The organism is Streptantibioticus rubrisoli (genome assembly GCF_024436055.1).
In the GTDB taxonomy this organism is placed as follows: Bacteria; Actinomycetota; Actinomycetes; order Streptomycetales; family Streptomycetaceae; genus Streptantibioticus_A; species Streptantibioticus_A rubrisoli.
In genome coordinates this window covers 1-12499 of sequence record NZ_JANFNH010000059.1, presented here as the reverse complement: position 1 = coordinate 12499, position 12499 = coordinate 1, and the positions used below count along the sequence as shown (strand labels likewise).

Sequence of the window (12499 nt, the reverse complement as noted above, 5' to 3'; positions counted from 1 at the left end):
GTGCCAAGAGAAAGGGCGCCCCGCCCGTGACCACCACCGAACCCCTGGCCCCCGGATCGCTGGACGTCCAGCCCACGCCGCTCGCCCTGCTGCTGCTCGGCCGCGAGGCGGACCCCAAGAGCGAGCGGGGGGTGGAGTGTCCCGGTGACCTGCCCGCCCCCTCCGACCCCGACCTGGTCGAGCGTGCCCGGGCGGCCAAGGCGAAGCTCGGCGAGCGGGTCTTCGTGCTCGGTCACCACTACCAGCGCGACGAGGTCATCGAGTTCGCGGATGTGACGGGCGACTCGTTCAAGCTGGCCAGGGACGCCGCGGCGCGCCCGCAGGCGGAGTACATCGTCTTCTGCGGTGTGCACTTCATGGCCGAGAGCGCGGACATCCTGACCTCCGCCGACCAGCAGGTCATCCTGCCGGACCTGGCCGCGGGCTGCTCGATGGCGGACATGGCCACGGCCGAGCAGGTAGCGGAGTGCTGGGACGCGCTGACCGACGCCGGGGTCGCGGACGTCACCGTGCCGGTCTCGTACATGAACTCCTCGGCCGACATCAAGGCGTTCACCGGACGGCACGGCGGCACCATCTGCACCTCCTCCAACGCCAAGCGGGCGCTGGAGTGGGCGTTCACCCAGGGAGAGAAGGTGCTGTTCCTGCCCGACCAGCACCTCGGGCGGAACACCGCGGTCCGGGAGATGGGCTTCTCGCTCGACGACTGCGTGGTCTACAACCCGCACAAGCCGGGCGGCGGGGTCACCGCCGAGCAACTGCGGGCGGCCAAGATGATCCTGTGGCGCGGGCACTGCTCGGTGCACGGCCGGTTCTCGCTGGACTCGGTGGAGGACGTACGGTCCCGGATACCCGGGGTCAACGTGCTGGTGCACCCCGAGTGCAAGCACGAGGTGGTGACGGCGGCCGACTACGTGGGCTCGACGGAGTACATCATCAAGACGCTGGAAGCCGCACCCGCCGGTTCCTCCTGGGCCATCGGCACCGAGCTCAACCTGGTACGGCGGCTGGCCAAGGCGCACCCGGACAAGCGGATCGTCTTCCTCGACAAGACCGTGTGCTTCTGCTCGACCATGAACCGGATCGACCTGCCGCACCTGGTCTGGGCGCTGGAGTCGCTCGCCGAGGGCACCGTGGTCAACCGCATCGTGGTGGACGAGGAGACCGAGCACTACGCCAAGGTCGCCCTGGAGCAGATGCTGGCGCTTCCGTAACCAGCCGCCGCGACCAGCCACCGCGTCGCACCCGTTCCGCTACAGGAACGTGTCCGACGGGATGTACGGGGTTGGCGGCCGCATGCCGCGCAGGCAGACATAGCCGGAGTTGCCCAGTTCGAGTCCGGCCGCCAACCCCACGTCAAGCGCCCACTGTTGGTCGCCCGTCAGATGCGGCACGCACGCCGTACCGCCCGGCGGTACGGACAGCAGTGCCGCGGTGAGCAGCCGGGTGGCAAGCCGCCGTGACGTGGCGGCCAGCAGCTCGATCCGGCCGCCGTCGATGTAGCAGTACCCACTGCCCGCCAGGTCGTCCACCACGAACAGGCGGCAGTCGCCGAGCAGTTGCTCGTGGTCGCAGCCGTGCGCACCGCCCCTGGTGCGCCGGTCCACCGAGTCCATCAGGTCCCGGTGCCGCGGTGTGCCCTCGTGCACGGCGCCGTCCGGCGGTTCGAGCCGCGCCGGGTCGACCACCCCGCCCAGCCGCATCGCCGGATGCAGCGTGAACCCGGCCCGGCGGTAGGCGCGGGCCGCCACCGGATGCCGGGTGCCGCACAGCAGACCGCGCAGGCAGCCGCGCCCGTACCCCATGGCACGGGCCAGCAGCGCCTTGCCAACTCCCTTGCCCTGCGCGGCCGGTACCACCGCGAGCAGGGAGAGTCCCCACAGGAACTCGCGCTTGAGGGCCAGCGCCACGCCCACCGGACCGGCCGCCTCGTCCTCCGCGATCCAGCAGCCGTCCGGGTCGGTCCTGGCGAAGTACCGTACCCGCCCGCGGAACCGGGCCACCCGATCCGGCGGCCACTGGCCGCCCGGCAGCGTCCGGGAGTCCCCGAACGAGGCGGCGGTGACGGCCTGCACGGCCTCGGCATCTTCAGCGGTGTCCCGCACCGGACGCAGCAGCATCCCCCCATGCTGCCCCGCCCGCACCGCGCGCGGGCGGGTCCGCGCGGAATGCACTCGGGCGGGGAACCGGCGCCACACAGCACGGGCGCCCTGGCCCCGTTACGCATGGGGTCAGGACGCCCGGTGGTGCTGGGGGTGCCGGTTATCCAGGGATCAGCCCGTCATCGGCGAGCATCTCCCGTACCTCCTCAAGGGAGGCGTCCGGAGCGGGGAGGATCAGCTCGGACGGCTCCAGGGCGTCGTCCGGCAGCGGCTGGCCGAGCCGCCGTACGGCGTCCAGCAGGGCGCCGAGAGTGCGCCGGAACCCGGCCTCGTCGCCGCTCTGCATCGAGGCGAGCAGCTCGTCGTCGAGCTTGTTGAGCTCGACGAAGTGGCTCTCGTCCAGCCTCACCTGTCCCTCGCCCATGATCCTTACGATCACGACGGTCTCCCTTCGAGGCGCGCGCGGAGGCTCAGTTCTTGTCGAAGCGCGGCTTGTCCTGCGGCTGCTGGTGGTTGGCCTCGCCGGGCTTGCCGCCCTCGATGGCCTGCTGGCCGCTGCTGCCGCCAGCCAGCTCCGCCTTCATCCGCTGCAACTCCAGCTCGACGTCGGAACCGCCGGAGATGCGGTCCAGCTCCGCCGAGATGTCGTCCTTGGCCAGCCCGCTCGGGTCGTCCAGCGCACCCGAGGCGAGCAGCTCGTCGATGGCACCGGCGCGCGCCTGCATCTGCGCGGTCTTGTCCTCGGCGCGCTGGATGGCCAGGCCGACGTCGCCCATCTCCTCGGAGATGCCGGAGAACGCCTCACCGATCTTGGTCTGCGCCTGCGCGGCCGTGTAGGTGGCCTTGATGGTCTCCTTCTTGGTGCGGAAGGCGTCCACCTTGGCCTGCAGCCGCTGCGCCGCGAGGGTGAGCTTCTCCTCCTCGCCCTGCAGCGTCTGGTGCTGCGTCTCCAGGTCGGTGACCTGCTGCTGGAGCGCGGCACGCCGGGTCAGCGCCTCACGCGCCAGGTCCTCGCGGCCGAGCGCCAGCGCCTTGCGGCTCTGGTCCTCCAGCTTGGACGACTGCTGCTGCAAGCCACTGAGCTGCAGTTCCAGCCGCTTACGCGACGTGGCCACGTCCGCGACGCCACGGCGCACCTTCTGCAGCAGCTCAAGCTGCTTCTGGTACGAGTAGTCAAGCGTCTCGCGCGGGTCCTCAGCCCGGTCAAGGGCCTTGTTGGCCTTCGCGCGGAAGATCATCCCCATCCGCTTCATGACACCGCTCATGGGCCTGGCGCGCCCCCTTCTCCGACTTGCTCCGGCACCTTGCGTTGACCCCTACAGTACGGGCCCCGCTTCCATTACCGCACCGTTCGGCGGCGGATGCGCTCATCCTGAGGGACGATCACGCGCCGAGCGCGTCCCGCCCAAGGAGTAGGTGCCGGTGCCCGGCGGGCCCACAGGGGTGGGGAGCACTCCCGGCACCACGTACCCTTGGGCCTTGTGTTCCGACGTCGTACCAAGGATGAGCAGGCCGCGACCCCCACGGTGACCACAGAACCGGTCGACCAGCGCCGCGACCCACAGGCCCCGAAGGGCCGCCCCACGCCCAAGCGCAACGAGGCGCAGTCGCAGCGCCGCCAGCGCGTCACCGTGTCCACCGACCGCAAGGCCGCCGCCAAGCAGGCCCGGGAGGCGCGCCGAATCGAGATGGCCAAACAGCGCGAGGCGCTGGCCAGCGGCGACGAGCGCTACCTGCCGGTGCGCGACAAGGGGCCGGTGCGCAAGCTGTGCCGGAACTACGTGGACGCCCGGTACCACGTCGCCGAGCTGTTCCTGCCGCTGGCGATCGTGATCCTCGTGCTGAGCATGATCCCCAACATGAGCATCAAGGACATCTCGCTGCTGCTGTGGCTGGTGCTGATCGTCCTGATCGTGCTGCAGTCGGTGTTCACCGGTCTCCGGTTGAAGAAGGTGCTGCGGCAGCGCTTCCCCAACGAGAACACCCGCGGCGCGGTCGCCTACGCGCTGATGCGCACCCTTCAGATGCGCCGGATGCGACTACCAAAGCCGCAGGTCAAGCGCGGTGAGCAGATCTGAGCAGCGGGTTTTCCGGCGGGGCGGAGGCCTGGCTGGCGGGCTTGGGTGGCCTGCGGAACACGGTGCGGCAGGAGTTGGTGGCGCGGCAGCTCGATGAGCAGATAGCCGCGCGGTTCCCGGTGGGACGTCGGCTGCGGGTGCTGGACGTGGGGCTCGGCCAGGGCACCCAGGCGCTGCGGCTGGCCCGCGGCGGCCACGAGGTGACCGGCGTGGAGTCCGATCCGGCGATGCTTCACACGGTCCGCGCCGCGCTGTCCGCGGAGCCGGAGGGCATACGCGAGCGGGTCCGGCTGATCGAGGGCGACGGCCGGGAGACCGGCCGGTACTTCGAGGCGGGCAGCTTCGACGTGGTGCTGTGCCACGGGGTGCTGATGTACGTGTCGGATCCGGACGCGCTGCTGGCGGGGCTCGCCCGGGTGCTGGCGCCCGGTGGGCTGCTGTCGCTGCTGGTGCGCAACGGGGACGCGCTGGCGATGCGCCCGGGGCTGTCCGGCGACTGGGACGGCGCGCTGGCGGCGTTCGACACGACCGGGTACACCAACCGGCTGGGGCTGCCCGTGCGGGCCGACCGGCGGGAGACGTTGACCGCGACCCTGGCGGCGATCGGCGCGCCGCTGCACGCCTGGTACGGGGTGCGGGTGTTCACCGACACCGCGCCGGACGAGGCCGCGGCCACCGAGGTGGCGGACCTGGACCGGCTGCTGGCCGCCGAGGACCGGGCCGGGCGCACCGACCCGTACCGTGCGGTGGCGGCGCTGCTGCACCTGTGCGGGGTACGGAACTGACCGGGCACTGACCCGGGCACTGACGGGCACTGACCGGGTCCGACACGCGCGGCGCGCGGCCGGAGATCCTCGCCTGACGAACCGGCAAAAGGGACACTTCTGGCATGAACCGACCACGTGTGCCCGGATCGGCGCGCTGTACCTCGGTGACCCGGCCGCTCGTTCACGCCGCGGCCGCCATCTGCGTGACCGCGCTGCTCGCCGACTGCTCCGGCGGGAAGACCTCCGCCACCCCGACGTCCGCCGCATCGCCCCCGCCGCCCACGGTGACCAACAGCCTGGAGAACGACTTCCGGCAGGTGGTGCGGAACGTCCTGCCGTCCGTCGTCCAGATCACCTCCGACGCCGGGCTCGGCTCCGGTGTGCTGTACGACACCAACGGCGATGTGGTCACCAACGCCCATGTCGTCGGCAACGCGCGGGATTTCAAGGTCACTCTCGCGACCGGGAAGGACACCCTGGACGCCGCCTTGGTGGGCAGCTACCCCGGCGATGACCTCGCGGTCCTCAGGTTGAAGAACCCCCCGGGCGGCCTCAAGCCCGCCACGTTCGGCGACACCTCGAAGGTCGCCGTCGGCCAGGTCGCCCTGGCCATGGGCAACCCGCTGGGCCTGTCGAGCAGTGTCACCCAGGGCATCGTCTCGGCGGTCGGACGGACCGTCAGCGAGGGCGGTGGCGGCGGCACCAACGCCACCATCGGGAACATGGTGCAGACCTCCGCGGCGATCAACCCCGGCAACAGCGGCGGCGCCCTGGTCAACCTCTCCGGCCAGGTGATCGGCATTCCCACCCTGGCGGCCGTCGATCCGGGCCTCGGCGGCGGAACGGCAGCGGGCATCGGCTTCGCCATTCCGGCCTCGACCGTCAACAACATCGCCGGTCAGCTGATCAGGAACGGCAAGGTCACCGCTTCGGGGAGGGCCGCTTTGGGCATCACCGCCCGCACCGTGCTCAACGGCAACCTCGAACCCGCGGGTGTCACGGTGGTCACCGCAACCAGAGGCGGACCGGCGGACAAGGCGGGGCTCAAACCGGGCGACATCGTCACCAAGATCGACGGCACCCAGGTCACCACGGACTCCTCGCTCTCCGAGGCGCTCGCGGCGTTCAAACCCGGCGACAGGACGGACGTCACCTACGTACATGACGACACCACGAAGACCGTCACGGTGACCCTCGGACAGCTGTGACCGCTTCCCCGCGGGGCGGCGGGACGGCGAAGGCCGTCCCGCCCAGCGGCTATTCGTCCACCCCGAGCAGACTCATCGGGTAGACCTCGGTTCCGTCCTCGAACAGCGTGACCTGTTCGATCCCGCCCTCCCGAAGGGCCCGCCACTCCTCACCGAGCCAGGACTCCGCGTCGCCCTGGGTGCTGAACTCCTCGGGCTCCAGCGGCGGGACGACCTCACTACCGTCAGCCTTCTGGAACCGCCACGTCCATCCCACGCCCGTCCCCTTTCCGCGCGCACTGCCCGCACCTGTCAGCGAAGGCTAACGGAGATCACCGGCGCGGGTCAGCCGCACCCCGGCGGCGGGGCGGTGCGAAACCGGCCAGGCGGGGTACGCGACGATGGACGTATGGAGATCACGCTGCTCGGCACCGGCGGGCCGGAAGGCCTGCCGCGGCCCGGCTGCCCGTGCGCGGCCTGCGCCGTCGCGGTCGGCGCGGCGGCCCGCAACCCCACGTCGCTGCTGGTCGACGGAGCACTGCTGCTCGACCTGACGCCGGGCCCCGCACTGGCCGCCGCCCGCGCCGGGCGTTCGCTCGGCGGCGTACAGCACGTTCTGCTGACCCACCCTCAAGCCGGTCCCCCGGTCGACCTGCCACCGGGGCTTCCCACCCCCGGCCGTGTTCCGGACGGCGAGCGGTTGGCGCTGCTCACCGGCCACCGGGTGCTGGCGATGGCACTGGACGCACCGGGTACCGGGTACGAGGTCACCGGCCCGGCGGGCGATCGGCTGCTGTACCTGCCCGCGGGCTCCGCCCCCGCCGGTGTCGACGACGGGCTGGAGCACCCGGCCCCGTACGACATGGTGCTGCTCGACGCGATCGGCCGACCGGACGCCCTGGCGAGGCTGCGCGCCACCGGCGCGATCGGCCCGACAACCGATGTGATCGCCGTCCACCTCACCCACGGCGCTCCGCCGGAACCGGAACTGCACCGCAGACTCGGCGCGGACGGCGCCCGCGCGGTACCGGACGGCCAGTGCCTGGCCGTGGGCGCGTACGAGTCGGTGCCCGACGTACCCCGCCGCACCCTGGTGCTGGGGGGAGCGCGGTCCGGCAAGTCCGCGGAGGCGGAACGGCGGCTCGCCGCGTTCCCCGGGGTGGTCTACGTCGCCACCGGCGGCACGCGGGAGGACGACCCGGACTGGGCGGCGCGCGTCCGCCTGCACCGGGAGCGGCGCCCGGCGGCGTGGCGCACCGAGGAGACCCGCGACCTGGTCACACTGCTGCGCGCGCAGGGCCCGCCGCTGCTCATCGACTGCCTCGCGCTGTGGCTGACGCATGCGATGGACGAGGTCGGAGCGTGGGACGACGAGCGGTGGGCGGCCACGGGGCGACGCGAACTCGCCGTCCGGTCCGCCGAGTTGGTCGATGCCTGGCGGTCGACCCACCGCACGGTGGTGGCCGTCAGCAACGAGGTCGGCTCCGGCGTCGTCCCGGCGACGGCGTCGGGTCGCCGCTTCCGCGACGAACTCGGCCGGTTGAACGCGGCGATCGCGGCGGAATCGGAGCATGTGCTGCTGGTCGTGGCCGGGTTGGCGGTTCCGCTGCGCTAGTGGCGGACCGGTGATGGATGCTCAGCGAACCACCCCCACCCGGGAACTCCAGCGCGAACGGATCCCCCCGCACCGATAAGGTTTCGTACGTGACCGCCCTGGACCTTGACGACTTCGCCGCACTCATCGACCGCCCCGAGGCCGCCATCCGGCACGACGCCGCGGCCCTGCGCGCCCCGCAGACCGCCGGCAAGCTCGGCAAGTTCGAAGAACTGGGCGACTGGCTGGCCTCCGTACAGGGCCGAGCGCCCGCACACCCGATCGCCCGCGCCCGCGTGATCCTCTTCGCGGGCGACCACGGCATCGCCAAGCGAAACGTCTCCGCACGCCCTGCCGGGACGGCCAGCACCCTCGTACGGTCGGTCCTCTCCGGCGAGGCCGCCGTGAACGTGCTGGCGCGCGAGTACGGCGCCGACGTCCGGGTCGTCGACATGGCGCTGGACTGCGATCCCGGCGAGTTGCCCGCCGAGGTCGCCGGCCACCGGGTGCGGCGCGGCTCCGGGATGATCGACGTCGAGGACGCGCTGACCGAGGAGGAGGCCGAGCGGGCCTTCCGCGCCGGAGTGGCGATCGCCGACGAGGAGGCGGACTCCGGCACTGACCTTGTGGTACTCGGCGATCTGAGCGTCGGCGGCACCACGCCCGCCGGTGTCCTGATCGCCGCGCTGTGCGGCACGGACGCCTCCGTGGTGACCGGCCGCGGCTCGGGGATCGACGACCTCGCGTGGATGCGCAAGTGCGCGGCGATCCGCGACGCGCTGCGCCGGGCCCGACCGGTCCTGGGCGACCCGCTCAAGCTGCTGGCGGCGGTGGGCGGCGCGGACCTGGCGGCGGCCACCGGGCTCCTGCTGCAGTGCGCGGTCCGCAAGATCCCGGTCGTGCTGGACGGGGTCGTCTCCGCCGCCTGCGCGCTCGTCGCCCAGCGCGTCGCGTTCCGGGCCACGGACTGGTGGCTCGCGGGCCAGTCGTCCGGCGAGCCCGGCCAGGCCAAGGCGCTGGACCGGTTGTCCATAGAGCCCCTGCTCGACCACGGGGTCCGCCTGGGCGAGGGAACGGGCGCGCTGCTGGCCCTGCCGCTGCTGAAGGCCGCGGCGGCACTGGCTGGTGAGCTGTCCCGGGAGAACCCGCAGGCCACCTAGCACGCTCCAACAAACCGCAATATTCGGAGCAATCCCCACCAACGGCGACATAAGATCGCTCGTCATGGGACCGCTCCGCACGGAAAGCGATGACTCGTTACCCGAAGCCCAGCACACCGGGAGCATCGGGAATCTCCTGAGGCTCCGTGCTGGCCACCCGGCTCGCACGGCCTCGATCCCCGGTGCGCGAGTCATCTCACCCGCGTCCGCCGCGGAAAGTTCCGCCGGGTTCACAACCCTGAGCTGGCCGAACGTCGTCCTCAACGTCATGAGCACGATCAATGCGGCGCTACTGGCGCCGTGCGACCGGGGGTTGCTCGAACCACAGGAAGAAACGTCCCCGCCTGCGCCGTTGGAGCGGCACGGCGGGCCGGGTTCGTTCGGCTCCTCCGGTAAGTCCGCCGCCGCCCGCCGCGCGGTCGGCGGGGTGACCCTGGCCTCCGGCGATCCGATCGGAGATCCTGAAAGGCGGCGCGGCGCGACCAAGGCGTGGCCGCAGGAGGCTCGCGAGCACGGCTGGACCCCGACCGTGCGGGGGGCGAGCGAGGAGGGGGAAGCGATCTACGCGCGACACGGCCTTGACGCGTCGGCGACCGGCGACGAGGTGATCCACCGCAACCCCGGCAACGGCCTGATCGGATACACGGCGCGGCAACTTACCCAGCCCACCGGCCAGTTGGACGGAACCGGCGCCGTGCTCCGGCCCACCCGGGAACCGCGCCACCTGCCGTTCCGCACGACCAGCGCAGCACCCCCCACCGGCATCGCCCGCCACCGCGCCGAAAGCTTGCCGACGGCGCCCGGCCTGTCGGCACCACCGCGCCGCGACCACCGAACCAGCACTGCCGGTCAGCGGTGAGCGGCTCAGGAGCGCGGCTACGCCGCGCCGCTTATCGCGAGTGGGGGGCGCTGGTCGCCGACCTTCGCATCGCCTTCGTCCGCACGGGATGGCGGGCGGTCCCGCTGACGCTGGTCTCGGTGCTGTTGATCTCCGTGCTGCAACTGGTGCAGCACACTGCCTGGGGCGACGACCTGGTCAACCGGGCGGGCGTGGTGAGCGCGTCACTACTGTGGTGGAAGGCGCTGCTGCGCACCCCGCTGTCGCTGTTCGTCCCTGCCCTCGACCTGCCGATGTGGGGGGCGCTCGCCCAGGTCCTCGTGGTGTTCGGCATCGCCGAGGCCACCTTGGGCAAGGCCCGCACGCTCGGCATCGCCTACGCCGCCACCCTGGCGGGGACCACGTACGCGCGCTGGGGCGTCTCCCGGGGGCCGCACGCGTTCCTCGGCCTGGAGCCGATCGACGCCTTCATCCGGGACACCGGTCCGTCGGCCGCGGTGGTGGCCCTCGCCGTCTGTATCGCCTGGCGGTACCGGGCCTGGTGGACAGCTGGCACGGTGATCGGTTCGATGGCGCTGGAGGTCGTCCTGTGGCCCAACCTCGCGGGTTGGGAGCACCTGGCGGCGATCGCGGCGGCCGTCGGCTGGTGCCTGGTGGACGACGCGCTGCGCCGCCGCCGCAAGCGGCGGACGGACCGCCCTGCGGTCGCGTTGTAGCGGCCGGTACGGTTCTCCCCGCCACCAGTCCGCATCGGCGAGGGAGCCTTCCGTTGGAGCAGAGCAAAGCGACCTTCGCCGACGGCACCCGCTTCGCGTTCGGCACGCTGACCATCGTGCCGGTGCGTGTGGAGCGCTGGGACCGCGCGGCGGGGCGAACCGGCATGCTGTGCGCACCCGTTGTCGGCTTGACCGTGGGCTTGGCGGCGGCCGCCGTGGGGGGCGTGCTGCTCCTTTCCGGCGGCAGTGCGCTCCTGGCGGCCGTGGCGACGGTCGCGGTTCCGGCGGTGCTGACGCGCGGGCTGCACCTGGACGGGTTGGCCGACACCGCCGACGGCCTCGGCAGCGGCAAGCCCGCCGCCGACGCCCTGCGGATCATGAAGCAGTCGGACATCGGCCCGTTCGGCGTACTGACGCTGGTGTTCGTGCTACTGGCACAGGTGGCCGCGGTGAGCGGCCTTTACGGTACGGGCTGGGCCCAAGGCGCCACGGCGGCGGCCGTTGCCGCACTGACCGGCCGCACCGCGATGACGCTCGCCTGCCGCGAAGGGGTTCCCCCGGCCCGCGAGGACGGCCTGGGCACGGCGGTCGCGGGCGCGGTTCCGGCGCGCGGCGCGTGGTGGCTGTCCGGTGTCACGGTCCTCGCCTCGGCGGCGGCGGGCGCGGTGTTCGGCCCGTACGGCGCGGTGCACTACGCGGTGGCGGCGCTGGCGGCCCTGGCGGCGGCGGAACTTCTTTCGCGGCGCTGCCGCCTGCGCTTGGGCGGCGTCACCGGTGACGTCTTCGGCGCACTGTGCGAAACGGCGGCTACGGCGGCTCTGGTCGCGCTGGCGCTGGGGTGATCAGGCCCTTCCAGCGCCCAGGAGACACATGCCCAGCCGTTGTGTGGTGTTGTTGACCGTCACCTCGAAACAGTTGCGCACCGGCGGCGTCTCTCCTGGTTGAGGTGTGCTGGGCGCAGTGGTACTGGTTACGCGGAAGGACGCCGTGGCCGACTCAGCTGGAGACGGCCCCCGAGCGTGGATCCATTCCCTGCCGCCGGGGAAGTTGCCCGCGGCCTCACTACTGGGGAGCTTCAGCGCGACCGACCAGTTCCCCTGCTGACTGGCGGTCACGTTCGTGGATCGGCCGCTTGTCGCCAGGTCGACACGGATTTCCTCCCCTGCTCTCCAACCGCTCCCGGTAACCGAGATCACGGTTCCCGGTGGCCCTTGTGTCGGGCTGATGCTGATAGCAGGCAGCGCCGCCGCGCTCGCGTTCGGCACCTGCAGCAAGGACAACATCAACGCGGCACTAAATGCCGCAGAAATTCTAGTCCACCGAATCCTCATAGCAGCCCCACGGATTCACATCGTGGCGAGTCGGCGCGGTGATTCACTACCGTCACGCTGGCGTGGACCAAAGTTGAAGGTCTCCGCCTGGCGCCCCTGAAACGCTCAACGAAATAGCGGAGACCTTCAGCTGTTTTGGTCAACCCAGCTGGACGCCCGTACCACCAGCGCCACCAGCGCCGCCAGTACCCGTCTCCGGGGCAGCAGCAGGCGCACCGGCCCCAGCAGCAACCTCGACGCCCGTACCACCAGCGCCACCGGCACCACCAGTACCGGTCACCGGCCCAGCAGCAGGCGCACCGGCCCCAGCAGCAACCTCGACGCCCGTACCACCAGCGCCACCGGCACCACCAGTACCGGTCACCGGCCCAGCAGCAGGCGCACCGGCCCCAGGAGCAAGCTGCACGCCCGTACCACCAGCGCCACCAGCGCCACCAGTACCGGTCACCGGCCCAGCAGCAGGCGCACCGGCCCCAGGAGCAAGCTGCACGCCCGTACCACCAGCGCCACCAGCGCCACCAGTACCGGTCACCGGCCCAGCAGCAGGCGCACCGGCCCCAGGAGCAAGCTGCACGCCCGTACCACCAGCGCCACCAGCGCCACCAGTACCGGTCACCGGCCCAGCAGCAGGCGCACCGGCCCCAGGAGCAAGCTGCACGCCCGTACCACCAGCGCCACCAGCGCCACCAGTACCGGTCACCGGCCCAGCAGCAGGCGCACCGGCCC

13 protein-coding genes and 1 pseudogene are annotated in these 12499 nt (G+C 71.9%); 10 read left to right on the top strand and 4 right to left on the bottom strand.

The window, feature by feature from the left end:
- Positions 1–26: 26 nt before the first annotated feature.
- Positions 27–1214 carry a quinolinate synthase NadA gene (gene nadA, locus NON19_RS30415; protein WP_255932393.1) on the top strand — a complete coding sequence of 396 codons (1188 nt, stop codon included), beginning with the start codon at positions 27–29 and terminating at the stop codon, positions 1212–1214.
- Between the two features lie 39 nt (positions 1215–1253).
- Here nadA and NON19_RS30410 read toward each other — a convergent pair whose 3' ends face one another.
- The 3 genes from NON19_RS30410 to NON19_RS30400 form a co-directional block, all read right to left on the bottom strand.
- A complete protein-coding gene (locus tag NON19_RS30410; protein WP_255932392.1) occupies positions 1254–2120 on the bottom strand; it encodes a GNAT family N-acetyltransferase in 867 nt (288 codons plus the stop codon).
- 142 nt (positions 2121–2262) lie between these two features.
- Positions 2263–2541: a PspA-associated protein PspAA gene (gene pspAA / locus NON19_RS30405; RefSeq protein ID WP_255932391.1), complete on the bottom strand. Its 279-nt coding sequence runs from the start codon at positions 2539–2541 to the stop codon at positions 2263–2265.
- Between the two features lie 31 nt (positions 2542–2572).
- Positions 2573–3367: a PspA/IM30 family protein gene (locus tag NON19_RS30400; protein ID WP_255932390.1), complete on the bottom strand. Its 795-nt coding sequence runs from the start codon at positions 3365–3367 to the stop codon at positions 2573–2575.
- A 216-nt stretch (positions 3368–3583) separates the two neighbouring features.
- Here NON19_RS30400 and NON19_RS30395 point away from each other — a divergent pair, with 216 nt between their 5' ends.
- The 3 genes from NON19_RS30395 to NON19_RS30385 all read left to right on the top strand — a co-directional run bounded on the left by NON19_RS30395 (position 3584) and on the right by NON19_RS30385 (position 6155).
- The gene (locus NON19_RS30395; RefSeq protein WP_255932389.1) at positions 3584–4180 is read left to right on the top strand and encodes a DUF3043 domain-containing protein; all 597 of its coding nucleotides are present in this window, start codon (positions 3584–3586) and stop codon (positions 4178–4180) included.
- A 77-nt stretch (positions 4181–4257) separates the two neighbouring features.
- Complete coding sequence (locus NON19_RS30390; protein WP_255932421.1) at positions 4258–4965, top strand: methyltransferase domain-containing protein; 708 nt, start codon at positions 4258–4260, stop codon at positions 4963–4965.
- Positions 4966–5069: 104 nt separating this feature from the next.
- A complete protein-coding gene (locus NON19_RS30385; protein ID WP_255932388.1) occupies positions 5070–6155 on the top strand; it encodes a S1C family serine protease in 1086 nt (361 codons plus the stop codon).
- A 49-nt stretch (positions 6156–6204) separates the two neighbouring features.
- Here NON19_RS30385 and NON19_RS30380 read toward each other — a convergent pair whose 3' ends face one another.
- Positions 6205–6411 carry a hypothetical protein gene (locus NON19_RS30380; RefSeq protein ID WP_255932387.1) on the bottom strand — a complete coding sequence of 69 codons (207 nt, stop codon included), beginning with the start codon at positions 6409–6411 and terminating at the stop codon, positions 6205–6207.
- A 132-nt stretch (positions 6412–6543) separates the two neighbouring features.
- Here NON19_RS30380 and NON19_RS30375 point away from each other — a divergent pair, with 132 nt between their 5' ends.
- The 6 genes and pseudogenes from NON19_RS30375 to NON19_RS30350 all read left to right on the top strand — a co-directional run.
- On the top strand, positions 6544–7749 hold the full coding sequence (locus NON19_RS30375; protein ID WP_255932386.1) for a bifunctional adenosylcobinamide kinase/adenosylcobinamide-phosphate guanylyltransferase: 1206 nt from the start codon (positions 6544–6546) through the stop codon (positions 7747–7749).
- 89 nt (positions 7750–7838) lie between these two features.
- Positions 7839–8888 carry a nicotinate-nucleotide--dimethylbenzimidazole phosphoribosyltransferase gene (gene cobT, locus NON19_RS30370; RefSeq protein ID WP_255932385.1) on the top strand — a complete coding sequence of 350 codons (1050 nt, stop codon included), beginning with the start codon at positions 7839–7841 and terminating at the stop codon, positions 8886–8888.
- A gap of 268 nt (positions 8889–9156) precedes the next feature.
- Positions 9157–9747 carry a phosphatidylglycerol lysyltransferase domain-containing protein gene (locus NON19_RS30365; RefSeq protein ID WP_255932383.1) on the top strand — a complete coding sequence of 197 codons (591 nt, stop codon included), beginning with the start codon at positions 9157–9159 and terminating at the stop codon, positions 9745–9747.
- Positions 9744–10442 carry a hypothetical protein gene (locus NON19_RS30360; protein WP_255932382.1) on the top strand — a complete coding sequence of 233 codons (699 nt, stop codon included), beginning with the start codon at positions 9744–9746 and terminating at the stop codon, positions 10440–10442. The genes NON19_RS30365 and NON19_RS30360 overlap by 4 nt, the downstream gene beginning before the upstream one ends.
- A 53-nt stretch (positions 10443–10495) precedes the next feature.
- Positions 10496–11284: an adenosylcobinamide-GDP ribazoletransferase gene (locus NON19_RS30355; RefSeq protein WP_255932381.1), complete on the top strand. Its 789-nt coding sequence runs from the start codon at positions 10496–10498 to the stop codon at positions 11282–11284.
- Positions 11285–11908: 624 nt separating this feature from the next.
- Positions 11909–12499: pseudogene (locus tag NON19_RS30350) on the top strand (hypothetical protein); the annotation flags it as partial.